General features: G+C 36.6%; 15 protein-coding genes and 1 pseudogene. 1 reads left to right on the top strand and 15 read right to left on the bottom strand.

The genetic code is table 11. From position 1 onward, the window contains the following. Window positions 1–92: 92 nt before the first annotated feature. The 7 genes from nagA to F823_RS0104980 all read right to left on the bottom strand — a co-directional run bounded on the left by nagA (window position 93) and on the right by F823_RS0104980 (window position 6904). Window positions 93–1241, bottom strand: coding sequence for an N-acetylglucosamine-6-phosphate deacetylase (gene nagA, locus F823_RS0105010; protein WP_002846725.1), 1149 nt, complete (start codon window positions 1239–1241; stop codon window positions 93–95). 65 nt (window positions 1242–1306) lie between these two features. Continuing rightward, window positions 1307–2143, bottom strand: a complete 837-nt coding sequence (locus F823_RS0105005; RefSeq protein WP_002846724.1) for a MurR/RpiR family transcriptional regulator — start codon at window positions 2141–2143, stop codon at window positions 1307–1309. 10 nt (window positions 2144–2153) lie between these two features. Then, a complete protein-coding gene (locus tag F823_RS0105000; protein ID WP_002846723.1) occupies window positions 2154–3065 on the bottom strand; it encodes an ROK family protein in 912 nt (303 codons plus the stop codon). A 125-nt stretch (window positions 3066–3190) separates the two neighbouring features. After that, window positions 3191–3640 carry a NanQ anomerase/TabA/YiaL family protein gene (locus tag F823_RS0104995; protein WP_002846722.1) on the bottom strand — a complete coding sequence of 150 codons (450 nt, stop codon included), beginning with the start codon at window positions 3638–3640 and terminating at the stop codon, window positions 3191–3193. Between the two features lie 13 nt (window positions 3641–3653). Continuing rightward, a complete protein-coding gene (locus F823_RS0104990) occupies window positions 3654–5165 on the bottom strand; it encodes a sodium:solute symporter family protein (RefSeq protein ID WP_002846721.1) in 1512 nt (503 codons plus the stop codon). A gap of 13 nt (window positions 5166–5178) precedes the next feature. Continuing rightward, window positions 5179–6099 carry a dihydrodipicolinate synthase family protein gene (locus F823_RS0104985; RefSeq protein WP_002842580.1) on the bottom strand — a complete coding sequence of 307 codons (921 nt, stop codon included), beginning with the start codon at window positions 6097–6099 and terminating at the stop codon, window positions 5179–5181. Window positions 6100–6205: 106 nt separating this feature from the next. After that, complete coding sequence (locus tag F823_RS0104980; protein WP_002842525.1) at window positions 6206–6904, bottom strand: N-acetylmannosamine-6-phosphate 2-epimerase; 699 nt, start codon at window positions 6902–6904, stop codon at window positions 6206–6208. Between the two features lie 375 nt (window positions 6905–7279). Between F823_RS0104980 and nagB the strand changes: the two genes are divergently transcribed. Next, a complete protein-coding gene (gene nagB / locus F823_RS0104975) occupies window positions 7280–8011 on the top strand; it encodes a glucosamine-6-phosphate deaminase (RefSeq protein ID WP_002842558.1) in 732 nt (243 codons plus the stop codon). A gap of 106 nt (window positions 8012–8117) precedes the next feature. Here the strand turns inward: nagB and F823_RS0104970 are convergent, their stop codons facing one another. The 8 genes and pseudogenes from F823_RS0104970 to F823_RS0104930 all read right to left on the bottom strand — a co-directional run bounded on the left by F823_RS0104970 (window position 8118) and on the right by F823_RS0104930 (window position 17840). Then, a complete protein-coding gene (locus tag F823_RS0104970) occupies window positions 8118–8294 on the bottom strand; it encodes a rubredoxin (protein ID WP_002844260.1) in 177 nt (58 codons plus the stop codon). A 22-nt stretch (window positions 8295–8316) separates the two neighbouring features. Then, window positions 8317–9417 carry a glycerol dehydrogenase gene (locus F823_RS0104965; protein ID WP_002844251.1) on the bottom strand — a complete coding sequence of 367 codons (1101 nt, stop codon included), beginning with the start codon at window positions 9415–9417 and terminating at the stop codon, window positions 8317–8319. An 83-nt stretch (window positions 9418–9500) separates the two neighbouring features. Then, window positions 9501–10691, bottom strand: coding sequence for a coenzyme F420-0:L-glutamate ligase (locus tag F823_RS0104960; RefSeq protein ID WP_002844254.1), 1191 nt, complete (start codon window positions 10689–10691; stop codon window positions 9501–9503). A gap of 116 nt (window positions 10692–10807) precedes the next feature. Further along, window positions 10808–12190, bottom strand: a complete 1383-nt coding sequence (locus tag F823_RS0104955; protein WP_002844257.1) for an NAD(P)/FAD-dependent oxidoreductase — start codon at window positions 12188–12190, stop codon at window positions 10808–10810. A gap of 289 nt (window positions 12191–12479) precedes the next feature. Next, window positions 12480–13955: pseudogene (locus tag F823_RS0104950) on the bottom strand (aldehyde dehydrogenase family protein). A 302-nt stretch (window positions 13956–14257) separates the two neighbouring features. Beyond that, window positions 14258–14893 (bottom strand): ABC transporter permease, encoded by a 636-nt coding sequence (locus F823_RS0104940; RefSeq protein WP_002844259.1) that lies wholly within the window; start codon window positions 14891–14893, stop codon window positions 14258–14260. Between the two features lie 26 nt (window positions 14894–14919). Beyond that, a complete protein-coding gene (locus F823_RS11410) occupies window positions 14920–16644 on the bottom strand; it encodes a glycine betaine ABC transporter substrate-binding protein (protein WP_002844265.1) in 1725 nt (574 codons plus the stop codon). Between the two features lie 8 nt (window positions 16645–16652). After that, complete coding sequence (locus tag F823_RS0104930) at window positions 16653–17840, bottom strand: ABC transporter ATP-binding protein (protein ID WP_002844258.1); 1188 nt, start codon at window positions 17838–17840, stop codon at window positions 16653–16655. Between the last annotated feature and the right edge of the window lie 268 nt (window positions 17841–18108).

The raw sequence follows: 18108 nt of genomic DNA, 5'->3' as shown, positions 1-18108 counted from the left end.
CTTTTATAGTTTTAAAATATCCTCTGTAATAAGTCTACTCACCAAACAAAACTTTCTTTGTGATAAATCTACTTACCAAAATTTATAGTCTATTAATTTTCCTTGCCAAAGTCTACCTTTTCTCCATTAAGATAAACATCTACTATTGAAAATTCATCATCTAATACAAGTATATCCGCTGCTCTTCCTTCCTCTATAACACCGCAGACATTATCTATGCCTACTGATTTTGCAGGTACTTGTGTTCCCATCTGTATAGCCTCAAAGGGACTTGCAATTCCCCACTTAACTAGATTCTTGACAGCATCTCTCATCTTTAAGACAGATCCAGCTAGGTTGCCTTCTTCTAATCTAACAGTCTCTCCATCTAGGACAACATCATAGTCTCCAAGCTTGTACTTACCTACTGGCATTCCACCTGCCATCATGCAGTCACTGATTAGGGCAACACTTTGGTAACCCCTAGACCTTATCAAGACATCAGCTGCCACTGGATGTACATGGTGGCCATCACATATAAGTTCAGCAAAAACATCCTCCAATGTCATAGCAGCACCTACCATTCCAGGATTTCTGTGGTGAAGTCCACTCATTCCGTTATAAGTATGAACAAATATATTAGCTCCTGCATCTACTGCTGACTTGGCCTCGTCATAGCTAGCATCGCTGTGACCAAGGGCTACATATATACCCATCTCTCTTGCCTTTTGTACAAATTCTTCACTGCCTTCAAGTTCAGGTGCAAGTGCTACCTTCTTAATCATGCCACCAGCTATTCCCTGCCACTTTCTCAATTTTTCTATTTCAGGCTTTAGGAAATAACTTGGGTTTTGGGCCCCCTTGTGCTTTTCAGTAAAGAATGGTCCTTCAAGAAAGATTCCCTGGATTTTGGCACCGTAGGCATCCTTGTTGTCCTTGACTATTCTTACAACCTCCATTATGTCGTCTTCTGATGCTGTAAGTGTCGTAGGTAGGATTGAAGTAACACCCGCCTTTAGTATATCCCTACATATAGACCTTAGCCCTTCATCAGACTTGTCCATAAAGTCATGCCCACAAAATCCGTGAACGTGTGTATCTACAAATCCAGGACAAATAATAGAGTCCTTATAGTCAATTACTTCCTTGCCTTCAAGTTTATCAGAACTTAGGATTTTTTTAATCTTCTTGTCTTCTATCAATATAGCTGAATCTTCCAGCATCCTATCTTTTAATACTATGTATTTTGCTTTTAATATCATATTAGCCTCCTTAAAGCTTAAATTTTAACTAACATCATAAATTAATATACTCTTATCCAGTCTAGTTAGTTATCATCTTCCCTTTTAAAACCGTCTCCCAAGGCCTTGATTGTATCTCCATGCATTCTAGCTCTCTTGTTCTTGTCATTTTGTACAAAGTGAGAATACATTATATCAACCATGATAGATATGGGGAACTGTGGTGATATGACATTACCGTGGTTTAAATGTCTAAGAGATGGTATTAGGACAACCTCTGAACAATATTCTTGGTAAGAATCCCTAGTCTGTGAAGTAATCAATACAGTATTTGCATTTTTCTTGTGGGCTTCTTTTAAAAAGTATAAGACTTCTTGAGTCTCACCGCTTATACTCACTCCAAAAACAAGGTTGTTTTCATTCTGGAACACAGCCCTCATCTTCATCTGGTCTGAATCTATAATAGAGTCTATATTAACACCTATTCTCATAAACCTAAGCTCCATTTCATTTGCAGCTAGTCCTGATGATCCCTTGCCACATACAAATACTTTTTCAGATGTGTTTAGGTAGTCAACTACTCTTTTTAACTGGTTTTCATCTACAAGACTATAGGTCTTATTAAGCAATTCTTGATAAGTGCTCAGTACCTGACTGACATTGTCTGCCATATCCTCCTGTTTCTCAACAAAATTCTCGCTATACTGGTAAATAAATTCCCTATAACCTCTAAAACCACACTTTTGAGCAAATCTTGAAAGTGATGCTTCAGATACAAATAATTTTTGTGCCAGCTTTTTGCCAGAAAAATCCTGTCTTTTGTCATTGTGAATGAAAAAGTCAGCTATGTTCTTCTCTACTGTAGTAAAGTTTTCATAGTTGGATTCTATTACAGCAACCACAGACTTAATATAATATCCCACTTTTTACCTCCTATCTAAGGCTCATTTTTTCTATATTCCTAAAATTGTAGTAGGCGCCTAACATACCAGCTGAATTTTTATGGCTTGCAAACTTCAAACTAGTATGTCTAGATATACCGTCCTCCAAATTTTTTCTTAAACTATTTTCTATCTTGTCTCTAAGATAGTCTCCCTGAGCCATGATGCCCCCACCTAATACAACTGTATCAGGATTTAGGATGTAGCATATATTTGCTATTCCCTGACCTAGAACATCACACATATTGTCTATTGCCCTCATACATATTTTATCATTTTTCTTAGCTTCTTCAAATACTCTTATTCCGTTCCATTCACCAACATCGTCCCCCTTCATATTGGCTACACTTTCAACAAGGGTCTTGGCTGAACCAAGTGTCTGAAAGTCGCTATCCCCCATCTTCATATAGCCAACTTCACAAGCTGAGCCAGACACTCCATGAAGAACCTGACCATTTAATATAGCACAACCACCTATACCTGTACCAATTGTGAGCATAAGGGCAAGTTTGCTATCCTTTGATGATCCTGACATATATTCGGCTATACCGGCACAATTGACATCATTTTCTACCTCACAATTTATTCCAAATCTTTCTTCCATAGTCTGCTTGAAATTAACACCTGTGTAGTTTGGTATAAGTGGAGCTGAGTGATATATCATACCCTTTTTAGTATCTACTACCCCTGCTGTAGATATACATATGCCGACTATATCGTCCTTATTTTCTTTTCCTTGTCCAAGATATGATTCCACAATTGATATGGCCTTAGTCAATATCTGTGGTCCCCCCTTGGATGCTTCTGTATACATCTGGTGGCTTTCTAATATTTGGTCATTTTCATCTATTAGACCATACTTAATTGCTGTACCACCTATATCTATACTGATATACTTTTTCATAATATTACTCCTTAGTAGTCCTCTTTATTGGTTAAATAATTTTATTAGTTACATACAATTTATATATGTACATGACAAAGAGGCATATGCTTATTTGCATCCTGCCTCTTTATTATAACTCAAGATTATATCTGAATCTTAAAAATAGCTTTTTTTATTTTTTGAGGCTCATCAACTGCTACTGCTGTCATATGAGCATCTGCAGGATAACATATCAAGAAATCTCCATCTCTTAAGACTACAGAAGAGTTCTTAGGGCCTTCCATTGGTAGGAAATCATCCTTTTCAACAAATTCACCTAGCTTCATATTGTTTATAAAGTTTAGGTCTATCTGCTCACAACCATCCAACATCAAATGTAGGTCTAAATAGTTCTTATGTGCTTCCCAAAACCTATTTTCTGGCTTAGTAGTTGTATACTCAACTATATTAACAAATAACCTCTGACCATCTATTTCGTGTGATCCCTTTTCAAAAGATTTTAAATCATTGTTTTTATAGTAGTCAAAACACTCTTTTATTTGTTCTTCAAGATATGAGTATTCACTTAAATTTTTTACATTTCCAAATATCATTTTGTACCTCCTGCTAGTCTCCGTATATAGTTGTATTTGCTGGTGGTTCTTCTTTTATGCCCTTGATTTTTGCCCAAGCTATTGAGGCTACAAGACCGACAACCAAAGAAACTGCTATTGATATAATTGAGTATGACCAGAAAGAAATCTTAGCTGGGTCAACAAAGTACTTAATATATACCATTACACATGATGCAGCTATAAAGGCAAGTGTAGCGCCAAACTTGTTGGCAACCTTAGTGAAGGCACCTAGTACAAATGTACCTACTAGTATACCTAGAACTAGTCCCATAAATCCATTGAACCATTCATATGCTGACTTTACTCCTCCATGAGCAAGTACTATAGCTACTACTATTGCAAATATACCTACTATTAGAGATACATTCTGACCTATCTTAGTCTGCTTTTCAAAACTCAATTCTTTCTTGTTTATACGAGCCTGTATATCTAGAGTCCAACTTGATGCTACTGAGTTAAGTCCAGTAGAAAGTGTTGACTGGGCAGCTGCATATATAGCGGCAAGAAGTATACCTGTTACACCTACTGGTAGCTCAAATGCTATCCATGATGCAAATATCTGGTCCTGCTGGGCAGCTGGTGGTAACATATTACCCTGTACCTGATAGAATACATATAGTCCTGTACCTATTAGGTAGAATACTGTAGCTATGAATATTGATAGGCATCCATTTGCTACCATCATCTTGTTTAACTGCTTAGTATCAGTTGTAGTTGTAAATCTCTGAACTATATCCTGACTTGATACATATGATCCCATTGTATTTAGACCAGCACCTACTATTAATAGGAAGATACTATCCCTAAATATATTGGCATCGAATAATGGCTGATCAACAGCTAAGAACTTGTGGTTGTTGGCCAACTGTTCCATAACAGCTCCCATACCTCCATTTATGTTGACAAGAAGGTATATAAGACCAAAAGTAACACCTACAAGTAAGACAGCTCCCTGGATAAAGTCTGTCCATAGTACTGACTTTAAACCACCTGTATATGAGTAAATAATTGCTATAACACCCATTATTATGATTAATATGTTTACATTTACACCCATTAACTTAGAAAGTACCATACATGGTAGGTACATTATGATAGACATACGTCCAACCTGGTATATTATGAACATCACTGCTCCAAGTATTCTAAGTCCCTTACTCTTAAATCTTATTTCAAGGTAATGGTAGGCTGTATCTATACCTAACTTACTGTATATAGGTAAGAAAAATCTTATTGTAAAAGGTATCGCAACTAGCATACCCAACTGAGCAAACCACATGATCCATGTTCCCGCATATGAGTTACCTGCCAATGACAAGAATGAAATTGGACTAAGTAGTGTTGCGAATATTGATACTGATGTTACCCACCAAGGTACTGTTCCATCACCCTTAAAGTATTCTTTTCCCTTCATCTCCCTTTTTGAGAAGTGAAGACCAGCAAATAAAACTGCTGATAGGTAGGCAATTAATATTATTAAATCAATCTTAGTAAATCCCTGCATATAGTCCTCCCGATTATCCTATGTACTTAGCTCTTGCATCCCTAACCATCTTGGCAGCCTCTTCAACTATTGCCATATCTGATTCTATTAGAGCTGCTAGTGGCTTTCTTACGCTACCAGCTTCAAGACCTTCATTTATCTTAAGAATTGCCTTTATCACAGCATACATATTGCCATGAGCTGAACACATCTTGTATATTACTTCGTTTACATCATACTGGATTTCTCTTGCTATATCGAACTTACCAGCTCTTACATACTCATCCATCTTTAGGAATAAGTCAGGCATAACACCATATGTACCACCTATTCCACCTTCTGCACCGATTACTCTACCTGAGATAAACTGTTCATCTGGACCATTGAATATTATGTAGTCTTCTCCAGCAGCCTTCTTGAACATCTGTATATCCTGAACAGGCATTGATGAGTTCTTAACACCGATAACTCTTGGGTTCTTTCTCATCTCAGCAAATAGGCTATCTGTTAGGGCAACACCTGCTAACTGAGGTATGTTGTATATTACAAAATCAGTGTTTGGAGCTGCATCTGATATATCATTCCAGTACTGGGCTATTGCATATTCTGGTAGTCTAAAGTATATAGGTGGTATAGCTGCTATAGCATCTACTCCTAGGCTTTCTGCATGAGCTGCTAATTCCTGTGAGTCCTTAGTATTGTTGCAAGCAACATGGGCAATTATAGTTAATTTACCCTTTGCTTCTTTCATTACATTTTCAAGAATAACCTTTTTATCTTCCACGCTCTGGTAGATACACTCTCCAGAAGAACCATTTACATATAGACCCTTAACTCCCTTTCCTATAAAGTATTTTGTAAGTTCTCTTACTCTTTCAGGACTTACATTACCCTCTTCATCATAGCATGCATAAAATGCTGGTATTACTCCCTTGTACTTTTCAAGATTTTTCATAGTTACGTTTTCCTCCCTATCACAAATAATTTAATATTATAATTTCATTTTTTAATTTATCAAATACTAGTAGTATATATCTTGTTTTTTTTACTGTTTTTATATATTATTTTTCTTCCATCTTTTCTACAAAAGACTTTGTAATCAACTGTGGTCTTGTAATTATAGAACCAACTACTACACTGTAGGCCCCAAGTTCAATCACTCTCTTTGCCTTCTCAGGTGTGTTTATATTTCCTTCAGCGATCACCTTGTTACTCACCTTTTCTACAATCTTTCTAAGAATTTCAAAATCATTGGCTTCAATCTTGTCTCCTCTTGACTGGTCTGTATAACCAACCATTGTAGTGCCTATAAAATCAAAACCTAATTCATCTGCGTGTACTGCCTCCTCAACTGTAGAACAGTCTGCCATAAATAATTGGTCTGGATACTTGGCCTTTACTTCTTTAAAGAAATCATCTAGGCTCTTATTGTTTGGTCTAAGGTCGCTAGTTGCATCCATGGCTATTATCTCTGGTCTAGCTTTCATCAAATCATCAACCTCATCCATAGTAGGTGTTATATATACCTTAGATCCTTCGTAATCCTTTTTTACTATACCAATAATTGGCAGGTCTACTTGTTTTTGAATCTCTTCTATATCTTCTCTTGTATTGGCTCTTATGCCGACAGCTCCACCTTCTTTAGCTGCCCTTGCCATCCTTCCCATAATAAAAGAAGAATGAAGCGGTTCATTTTCTAGAGCCTGACAAGATACTATTAATTTGCCTTCAATAGACTTTATCTTACTTTTATCAGTCATGATCAACCTCCTTATTTTCCTTTGTCTTCCTATGCCACTAAGTATATACCAGCGTGAATTATATTTCAATATATATTATTCATTCTGAAATATATTTCATATTACCTTTAACAATGATACCATTTTCCAATTTTCCCAGTCCTAATTATATATATTCTTGAAAGTTCCTTCAAATATTCTACTTATCCTTGAAATAATTTTTTTCTCATTTATACTAGTATCTAAGAAGTGGATTTATTAAAAAATCTATTTTTGATATTAAGTCAGGAAAATAATACATTTTGATATTAAATAAGGAAAATGACACAATTAAAAAATGCAAATAATATAATTCAGTACTATAAATATAAAAACAATCAATAGGAGGACATATTTATGATAATTTATAAGGCTCAAGACTATAAAGATATGAGTAGAAAGGCAGCAAACATACTTTCTGCCCAAGTAATAATGAAACCAAACTGTGTGCTAGGACTTGCTACAGGATCTTCACCACTTGGTACTTACAAGCAGCTTATAGAATGGTATGAAAAGGGAGACATAGATTTTTCTAATGTTACAAGTGTTAACTTAGATGAATACAAGGGACTAGATCCAAATAACAAACAGAGTTACCGTTACTTTATGAACACAAACTTCTTTGATCATATCAATATAGATAAGAAGAAAACTTTCGTACCAGACGGACTTGAAATGGATACTGAAAAAGCTACCTCAAAATACAACGAAATTATCAGAAACACAGGTGGAGTTGACCTACAGTTACTAGGACTTGGCCACAATGGTCATATAGGCTTTAACGAACCGGGCGAACAATTTGAAAAGGAAACTCACTGTGTTGATCTAGCACAGACTACAATAGAGGCCAACAGGAGATTTTTTGATTCTGAGGATGATGTTCCAAAGCAGGCCTATACAATGGGTATCAAGTCAATAATGCAGGCAAAAAAGATCGTACTTATAGTATCTGGTCAAGACAAGGCAGAAATACTAGACAAGGCCCTAAATGGACCAATCACTCCTGAACTTCCAGCCAGTATACTACAGTTACATAACGATGTAATTGTTGTAGCAGATAAGGCTGCACTTTCAAAGTGGTCAAAATAAGAGGCCAATACTTTTCATATATATTACAAAATTTAGATTCAAAAACAAAAAAAGTGGACACAAGTCCACTTTTTTGTTTTATATAGTCTTTAATAAAAAATCTATTCTATTCAACTTTTTCAAACATCCACCTACTGGCAGCACACTTAGGACATACCCAGTCATCCGGAAGATCTTCAAACTTGATTCCTGGTTCAATCCCATATTCAGGCACACCCTTTTCTGGATCGTAAACGTAACCACATGGTCTACACCTGTATTTTGTTGACTCTACATTTGACATTTTATTACCTCCTAATTCTCGATTATTTGCCTAAATACTTCCTTCCCATATTATCAGCAGCGATAATTGCACTGTATACCTTCTTTTCGTTAACTTCGAATGGCATATTGTGTATAGTGTCATCAGGAGAACATGCAAGTCTAGCAACTTCCATCAACCTATCCTCAGATAAGTCTGTAACACCCAATTCTTCTAGAGTTACAGGTAGTCCCATCTCTATACAGAAATTATATATTTCTTCTATTTCTTCCAAAGGAGCATCTTCTAATATAAGCTGTACACAAGTTCCAAAGGCAACCTTCTCACCGTGATACATATTGTGGGCCTCTTCAAGAGCAGTAAGACCGTTATGGATAGCATGAGCTCCAGCAAGTCCACCTGACTCAAATCCTAGACCACTTAGTAATGTATTGGCCTCTATTAACTTTTCGACAGATTCAGTCACAACTCCTGCCTCAAGAGCGACTTTTGCCTTAAAACCTTCAGATAGTAGTGTATTTAGGCACAATTCAGCAAGAGCCATAGCAGCCTGTGTTATAGTACCACCTGCACATGATACAGCCCCACTAGCCTTACATGCTCTAGCTTCAAAGTATGTTGCAAGAGCGTCTCCAATACCAGAAACAGTAAGTCTTACAGGTGATTTTGATATTACATCTGTATCCATCATTACTATGTCTGGATTCTTAGGTAAAAATAGGTACTTATCAAATACTCCATCTTCAGTATATAAAACAGAAAGAGCACTACATGGAGCATCTGAAGATGCAACTGTTGGACATACACCAACTGGTTTTTTAGTATAGTAACCAACTGCCTTGGCTGTATCGGCTATCTTTCCACCACCTACACCAAATATCATGTCACACTCTCCATTATTGATATACTTTTCTATTATCCTATCAACTTCCTGAGATGAACATTCACCATTGAAGTAGCAAAACTCTACATCTGCAGACGATTTCTCAAAGCCTGACTCTATACCCTTTCCAACTCTTTTGTAGCCTGATTCACTGATTATAACCAAGGCTTTTTTACCTAGATTTTCAGCATAGGTACCTAGATTGCTTAATTCTCCAGGACCCTGTATATACTTGCTCGGACTTATCAATATTTTTGCCATTTACTTACCCTCCTAAATACTTGTTGCTTTAATACTAAATTCTTTATTTGCTAGTACACATACTTAAGTGCACTCAACTTTTATTAGTTATTTGTATAGTTATCAAAATATCCCTGAACAAGAACTATTGGAGTACCCTTGTCTCCTGATCCACTTGTTAGGTCACAAAGTGATCCAATAAGGTCAGTTAGTCTTCTTGGTGTAGTACCCTCTGACTCCATCTTACCAACTAATGATTCATCCTTTGCCTTTATCCTATCAGATATAGCATCCTTTAAGGCCTGGCCTGACAAATCGTTGAAGTCATTGTCTGCTAGATACTTTAACTTCAATTCGTTTGGTGTGCCCTCAAGTCCATCTGTGTAGGCTGGTGATACAACTGGGTCAGCAAGCTCCCAAATCTGTCCAACTGGATCCTTGAAGGCTCCATCTCCGTATACCATGACTTCTATATGCTTGCCTGTCTTTTCTAATAGCTTCTTCTGTATATCGTATACTAGGTCCATACAGTCATTTGGGAACAACTTTACACTGTCCTCTGTAGACTTGTTTGATCCAAGTAGACCATACTTAGTGTTAAATCCACTTCCATCTACTGATTCATTTAAGATTTCATCCATTCCATATACCTTAGCACCCTTGTCCTTAAGGATTCTGCTTGTTCTTCTCCTAGTATGGATATCACAGTTTATTACATTAGTTGTGTAGTTCAATATTTCAACTGCATGGTTGGCAAATACTATCTCTACCTCAGCTCCAGCTGATCTTACAACTTCTGAGTAATAATCCACATAGTCTACACCAGTAAATGGGTGAATATTTTCTCCAAAAAGATTCCTATATTCTTCAAGTGAAAGAACTGTTGAATATGGATCTACTCCCTTTTCTTCCAGCTGATCTTCAGTCAATAACTGGTTACCAACCTCGTCTCTAGGATATGAAAGCATCAATACTACCTTCTTTGCACCAAGAGCTATACCCTTTAGGCATATTGCAAATCTATTACGAGATAAAATTGGGAATATTACTCCAACTGTTTCTCCACCTAATTTGTTTTTAACATCCTGACCAATAGCTGATATAGAAGCATAGTTTCCCTGGCTTCTTGCAACTATTGATTCTGTTATACCTATTACATCCCTATCACCTAGTTCAAATCCATCAGTTTTTGCTGCCTCTATAACTGAATTTACTACCATTTCAGATAAGTCATCTCCCTGACGAATAATCGGGCAACGAACACCACGAGCTACTGTACCAATATTTCTTGTCATATTATTCTCTCTTTCAATACATTTAAAATTTAAATTAATGTCTAACCTCTAATATAATGATACTATATTTTCGCTAATTTAAAAAGTACTATTAGGATATTTCTAGCCATGAGTATCTACTTAGAATACCTGTTAGCCAATATCCTAGCTACATATACACCAGATGCGGATGCCTGAGATAGGGAATGAGTCACTCCTGAACCATCACCTATAGCATATAGGCCTGGAACTGATGTCTCTAGGTTTTTGTCTACCTCAACCTTTGAATTGTAGAACTTGACCTCTACACCATATAGTAATGTATCTTCATTAGCTGTACCTGGAGCTATCTTGTCCAAGGCGTATATCATTTCTATTATTGAGTCCAACTGTCTCTTTGGTATTACAAGACTTAAATCACCAGCAGTTGCATTTAATGTCTGCCTTGTAAAACATTTTTCCATCCTTCTCTCACTAGACCTTCTACCTTTTACAAGGTCTCCAAATCTCTGAAGAAGAACTCCACCGCCTAGCATATTAGACAACCTTGCTATAGACTCACCATATTCGTTTGAATCTCTAAATGGCTCCGTAAACTGGTTTGAAACCAATAGGGCAAAGTTTGTATTTTCTGTGTGAAGTGCTGGGTCTGAATATGAATGACCATTTACAGTTACTATTCCATTTGTGTTTTCAGATACGACTTCTCCGTATGGGTTCATACAGAATGTTCTAACAAGGTCATTGTACTGTTTTGTCTTGTATACTATCTTACCCTCATATACATCATCTGTTATATGCTTGAACACCTCTGCAGGCAACTCAACTCTTACACCTATATCCACCCTGTTTTTTGTTTGGTTGATATGGAATTTATCACATATAGTAGACATCCACTTAGATCCAGAACGTCCAGTTGCCAACACTAGGTCCTTACACTCGTACTCACCCTTGTTTGTTATAACTTTGAATCTACCATCTTCTAACCTGTCTACTTCCTCAATTGTAGTTAGGTAATCCATATCTATTTTTTCTTCTATATAATCAAATATCTTTCCTAGTATCCTTACATTCCTGTCTGTTCCAAGATGTCTTACCTTGGCTTCCAGTAAGTGAAGATCATTCTGTAGACACTTCGTCTTTAAATCTGAGCTTGCAGTTGAGTATAGCTTTGCATCAGCTCCACCCATTGAGCAAAGAACTTCATCAACATACTCCATAAGGTCCATGGCCTCTTTTTCACCAACATACTTGTGTAAATCTCCACCAAATTGAGTAGTTATATTATATTTACCGTCAGAAAGTGTTCCTGCACCACCGTAACCGTTCATGATATGACATGGTGAACATTTCACACACGTTTGAGTCTTGCCAGCCTTAATAGGACAGACTCTTCTTTCAAGCTTGGCCCCCTTATCGATCATCAAAATCTTGGCGTCAACATTAGCCTTTGATAGTTCATAGGCCATAAAGACTCCACCAGCACCAGCTCCTGCAATAATAATATCATACTTTTTCATAAATACCCCTTTTCCCCATCAGTTTGATGGATAGAACTCACTATATTTTTGTTCGTGTTTTCAGCCAATCATTAGCAATTAATCATGACCAAATAACATTATATCACTTTTTTTGTAAGTTACAAGGGTATTTTTTTATTATTTTAAAATATAAGGAGGAAAATACAATATATTCTCCTCCAAGTATAAAATATTATTCGTGTATATCCATGGCTTTTTTGTACTCATTTTCCAAGTAGCCTAAATATCAATTCGAATGCCTCTATATATTTTATTTAACTAGAAATTCTTAATAGAATCCACTTCCCTTACCTGTAAGATCTATCATTATATTCTTTGCCTGAGTGTAACTGTCTAGTATCATCTTGTGAGTCTCTCTGCCTATACCAGACTGCTTGATTCCACCAAATGGAGCTCCTGCTGGTATCTGGTTGTATGTATTGACCCAAATTCTACCAGTCTTGACCCTTCTAGCAACATCAAGGGCTGTATCTATATTCTTAGTGTAGACACCACCGCCTAGACCATATACTGACTGGTTTGCCATCCTAACAACATCATCAGCATCCTTAAACTTTATAACTACGCCAACTGGTCCAAATATTTCCTCCTGGGCTATAGCCATATCGTTTGTAACATCTACAAGCAATGTCGGTTCAACAAAGGCTCCTCCTGAATACTGGGTCTTGCAAGCTCTCTGTCCACCAACTGCAACCCTAGCTCCTTCTTTCTTACCATTTTCTACGTAGCCAAGGATTTTTTCTGCCTGTCTAACATTGACCTGGGCGCCCATCTGAGTTGATTCGTCAAGTGGGTCTCCAACCTTGACATTTTTAAATCTCTCTATAGCCTTCTCAACGAATTCGTCATATATTCCTTCTTGAACAAATATTCTAGATCCAGCACAGCAAACCTGTCCCTGATTGAATAGGATACCTAACTGCACACCATCAAGGGCCTGCTCTATATCACAATCGTCGAAGAATATGTTGGCAGACTTTCCACCAAGCTCTAATGTAGCAGGTATTATTCTCTTGGCTGCCTCTATACCTATATTTCTACCTACTTCTGTAGAGCCTGTAAATGCAAGCTTGTCTATTCCCTCATGCTGGACCAGGTAGTCACCTGACCTAGATCCCTTACCTGTGACTATATTTATTACGCCAGCTGGTATCAAATCTTCTATTATCTTCATAAGCTCAAGTATTGAAAGAGATGTAGAACTAGACGGCTTAAGTATTGTTGTATCTCCTGCTGCTATTACTGGAGCTAGTTTCCAAGCCGCCATCAAGAATGGGAAATTCCATGGTACTATCTGACCAACAACCCCTATAGGCTCTCTAAGTACTATACTCAACTTATTGCCATCAAGCACGTTGGCTGAACCCTCTTCTGACCTGATTACGCCAGCAAAATACTTGAAGTGATCTGCTGCAAGTGGTATATCAACATTCTTTGTCTCACGAATAGGTTTTCCGTTATCCATCGTTTCAACTGTAGCCAAAAATTCTGCATTCTCTTCTATCCTAGCTGCTATCCTGTCCAATATGTCAGCCCTTTGAGCTGTAGTAGTCTGTGACTATGTCTCAAACGCTTTCCTAGCTGCCTTAACAGCCCTATCTACATCTTCATTTGTTGCATCTGCTATCTCTGCCAAAAATTCTCCATTTGCAGGATTTGTTGTCCTAAGTGTAGTATTGTCTGATGAATCAAGCCACTGACCATCTATAAATAATTTATATCTCTTTTCTGTTAATATTGACATATCTCTTGTCCTCCTTAAATAATAATTTTTCGTCCACCTGTATTCGAAAATGCATTTGATAATAATTATCATTTTATAATTATTATCTTTCACTCACTAGTATTTTACCCATGACTTAATATCTTATTCAATTTTTCTTTATTTTCCAAATATGATATATTATTATTGATCTTATCCATGATTTATGATTATAGAAATAAACACAAAAAACAACCTCCCTTTCATTAGATTCATGATCTAACTTGGGAGGTCGATTTAATATATCACCTAAGTTTGGTGGTCGATACTAGTATATTATTAAATTAAGAAGAATAATTTGTAAACTTCTTTTCCAGTCCTGCAAGAGCTATATCAAATATAACTGCCATAAGAGCTGTAGGTATTGTACCTGCCCATATAATAGCACTACCATCGCTGACTGATATACCTCTCGATATTATATCTCCAAGCCCACCAGCACCTATAAAGGTACCTATAGTCGCTATACCAACTGCTAGGACTAGGGCATTTCTAATGCCACCCATTATAACTGACAAGGCCAGTGGCATCTTGACCTTCATCATTACCTGAAAGTTAGTCATACCCATTCCCTTAGCAACATCGAGTAGATTTTCGTTTATATTGCTAAGTCCTGTACAAGTATTCTTTAATATCGGTAGCAAGGAATAAAGAAATACCGTTGCTACAACTGTGTTAGTACCAAGTCCCATGGCTACCATCAATATAGACAGTAGGGCAAGAGATGGTATCGTTTGTATCACATTGGCTATACCTATAGTCAAGGCAGATAACCTCCTACTCCTTGTTATATACATGCCCAGAGGTATTGCAACCAAGCAGGCATATAATACTCCATATATAGATATCAAAAAGTGCCTGATAAACTGTTCAAACACTATTGATCCATTGACCTGGTAATACTGTATTAGTTCTTTCATAAAATCACATCCTATTCGTTTTCAACTTACTTTTTAGAACTATCTTCAAACATATCCTTGTAAATTGGTCTCTTCTTTAGTGGATTCACCTTTTTGTACTCAAAGTAATTATTGTCCTGCAAGAATTTCTTGGCTACTAATTTAGCCTCAATCTTTTCTCCATCACATTGAGCATTTAGTTTCTGCATAGTTTCACTAGTGATACTGCCCTCTAACTTTAAGAGAACGTCTACTACTTCAGGATGCTCATCTACTGTCTTTTTGCTGATTATTGGACTGGCATCATATGGTGGGAATATCCTCATATCATCTTCTAGTACTTTTAGACCGTATGAATTTATCCTACCATCTGTAGAGTAACCAAGTACCACATCCATCTTCCCGCTATTTACAGCACTGTATACCAAGCCTACATCCATTGGTAATACTGAATCAAAATCAAACTTATACTTGTCCTTAAATGCCTGATAGCCGTCTCCCTTTCTCTGGATCCAACTCGTATCTACACCTGCCTTTAAATCTTTGGCAATTGGTTTTAGATCGCTGACCTTATTTAGATTATGCTTTTCAGCAAATTCTTTTTTAACCATAAAGGCATATGTATTTTCAAACCCATATGTAGGCATCCAGATAAGATTGAACTTGTCATTATACCCCTTTATTACCTTCTCTAGTGCCTCTTCGGGATCTGTTGTAGGTTTCATACCAAGCTCACCAGTAAGAGTTGTTCCTGTATACATGGCTGATCCTATATTAGCATATCCACCGTTTAAAGTCTGGAATACCAACATAGCTGATGAAAGATTGTTTATTACACTTACCTTCTGTTTTGGATTGTAATGCTCAATCATCTGCTTTTGAATTTCTGTAATAATCTGTCTTTCGGCTGTACTTCCACCAGCAATCACTATATCACCCTTACTCGCCTCTCCACCAAGACCTGGCAATGAGCAAGCTGTAAGAGTAAGTGATGAAAATATTGCCAAGAATGCTATAATAGCCTTTTTTGTATTAGACCTACTTACAATTTTATTTTCACTCTTATTTTTTTGTCCATTTTTATTTTTAATACCATTTCCATTTTCTATTTTATCTTTATCGTCGCTATCATTATCTTTTTTGCTCTTTGACTCAGTCCTAGGCTTCACTGCCTTTTCAAGTCTACTAAGGACAAGGTCCATGATAAGTGCCATAATAGTAACAGGCACTGCCCCCAATATTATCATAGGAACATTAAATAGGGTAAGACCTGTAAATATAAAGTCTCCTAGTCCACCTGCTCCTACATATGAGGCTAGAGTCGTCCATGCTATTACATATACAGCCGATAACCTAACACCAGACATTATCACTGGGGCTGCAAGCTTAATCTGTATGTCTTTAATAATCTGGAAGAAAGTCATACCCATTCCCTTAGCTGCATCTAGGACATTATCATCTACACTCATCATACCTAAAACTGTATTCCTAAGTATAGGTAGTAATGAATAGATAAAAATAGCTATTATAGCTGGTACCTTTCCTACACCAAATAGGGGCACCATTATAGCTAGTAGGGCAAGTGATGGTATTGTCTGTAGAACTGAAGCTATTGACATTACAATCTTTGCAACCATCTTATTCTTAGTTATAACTACACCTAGGGGAACTGCAACCAATACTCCAAGCACTAGGGCTACCATAGATATAGTAAGATGTTCACCTATTTTTATAAGCAGGTTAGTTCCATTTTCGCTTAAAAACTGTAACATACTACCACCTACCTAACTTCATCATTATCTTCTGCTACATACCCATCTGTAACAACAACACCTGAATCCTCCGGCTCATAGTCGCTCCAGAAGTTGTGGTATAAACAATCCACCATAGCAGCTCTTGTTATCAGACCAACTAGTCTTCCCTCATCATCTATTACAGGAAGGTTCCTATGCTGTAGGTCATTTATATAGTAAAGGGCTGCCTTGATCTTTGTATCTACCGGTATGGCATCTGCTCTTTTAATCCTGTCACTTATAGATACACCCAACTTGTAATCCACATTTCTTAGGGCAAATGCATCTAGGGCTCCTAGTAAAACCTCATTATCATCAACAACGAATAGGGTATCTACCCTGTTGTTGTGCATCATATTTATAGCTGTTCTAAGATTTGAATTAATATTAATCTTTATTGGATTCTTCAGCATTATACTTTCAACAGTATTCATATCAAACTGCGCTTCAGACAATCTCTCTTCACCGATCATATTTTTTACGAAATCATTAGCAGGATTAAGAAGTATATTTTCAACAGTGTCAAACTGAACTAACTCTCCTTTATCCATTATGGCTATCTTGTCTGCTAGCTTTATAGCCTCATCCATGTCATGTGTTACAAATACAAATGTCTTACCCATCTTCTTCTGTAGATTTTTTACTACGGACTGAAGTGACTCCCTAGTCAATGGGTCCAAGGCACCAAAAGGCTCATCCATTAGTACTATATCCTGATCTGCTGCAAGAGCCCTAATTACACCTATTCTCTGCTGCTGACCACCAGACAGTTCTGAAGGGTACCTATCTAAGAAACTCTCTGGTAATTCAACCATCTTAATCAGTTTCTCTGCTACCTCTCTTCTCTTTTCATTTGACCATTTCAAAAGCTTTGGAACCATAGTTATATTTTCATAGATTGTCATATGCGGCATCAGACCTATCTGCTGAATTACATATCCAATCTTTCTCCTAAGTTCTACCTCATTGAAATCTTTTACATTCTTACCATCTATAGTCAGTTCGCCACTCGTTGGATCTAACATACGATTTATCATTCTCATAAGCGTAGTCTTACCACTACCTGATGTACCTATAAAACAAACAAATTCTCCCTTGTCAAATTTTATATTAACATCTCTAACTGCCATCTTCCCGTTTGGATACTTTTTTGAAATATTCTTATATTCTATCATCTTTGGCCTCCTAAAAAATTATTTTATATTCCACAATGATATTTAAATCTTGATTTAAAATTCTTAAACTAAAAACTACATTGGTAAATCTCACTTTAAACGCTATGTTGGTAAACACCACTAAAACAAATTAAAACTTTTAAATTGAAATAAATAATATTAATATAATACCCATATATAGTTGATTTTAAACTGTAAAATTATAAAATAAGGTTTTTTCTTAAATTTTCAGTGTTTTTATAAGCATATCAATATAAAAGGTACAATG

The organism is Peptostreptococcus anaerobius VPI 4330 = DSM 2949 (assembly GCF_000381525.1).
Lineage (GTDB): Bacteria > Bacillota > Clostridia > Peptostreptococcales > Peptostreptococcaceae > Peptostreptococcus > Peptostreptococcus anaerobius.
Note: the sequence above shows the minus strand (reverse complement) of the source record. Positions and strands in the feature narration are given on the sequence as shown.

Coding starts and splice junctions, on each gene's coding strand:
- nagA (WP_002846725.1), bottom strand. CDS start 1,241: ATGATATTAAAAGCAAAATACATAGTATTAAAAGATAGGATGCTGGAA.
- F823_RS0105000 (WP_002846723.1), bottom strand. CDS start 3,065: ATGAAAAAGTATATCAGTATAGATATAGGTGGTACAGCAATTAAGTAT.
- F823_RS0104995 (WP_002846722.1), bottom strand. CDS start 3,640: ATGATATTTGGAAATGTAAAAAATTTAAGTGAATACTCATATCTTGAA.
- F823_RS0104990 (WP_002846721.1), bottom strand. CDS start 5,165: ATGCAGGGATTTACTAAGATTGATTTAATAATATTAATTGCCTACCTA.
- F823_RS0104985 (WP_002842580.1), bottom strand. CDS start 6,099: ATGAAAAATCTTGAAAAGTACAAGGGAGTAATACCAGCATTTTATGCA.
- F823_RS0104980 (WP_002842525.1), bottom strand. CDS start 6,904: ATGACTGATAAAAGTAAGATAAAGTCTATTGAAGGCAAATTAATAGTA.
- nagB (WP_002842558.1), top strand. CDS start 7,280: ATGATAATTTATAAGGCTCAAGACTATAAAGATATGAGTAGAAAGGCA.
- F823_RS0104970 (WP_002844260.1), bottom strand. CDS start 8,294: ATGTCAAATGTAGAGTCAACAAAATACAGGTGTAGACCATGTGGTTAC.
- F823_RS0104965 (WP_002844251.1), bottom strand. CDS start 9,417: ATGGCAAAAATATTGATAAGTCCGAGCAAGTATATACAGGGTCCTGGA.
- F823_RS0104960 (WP_002844254.1), bottom strand. CDS start 10,691: ATGACAAGAAATATTGGTACAGTAGCTCGTGGTGTTCGTTGCCCGATT.
- F823_RS0104955 (WP_002844257.1), bottom strand. CDS start 12,190: ATGAAAAAGTATGATATTATTATTGCAGGAGCTGGTGCTGGTGGAGTC.
- F823_RS0104940 (WP_002844259.1), bottom strand. CDS start 14,893: ATGAAAGAACTAATACAGTATTACCAGGTCAATGGATCAATAGTGTTT.
- F823_RS11410 (WP_002844265.1), bottom strand. CDS start 16,644: ATGTTACAGTTTTTAAGCGAAAATGGAACTAACCTGCTTATAAAAATA.
- F823_RS0104930 (WP_002844258.1), bottom strand. CDS start 17,840: ATGATAGAATATAAGAATATTTCAAAAAAGTATCCAAACGGGAAGATG.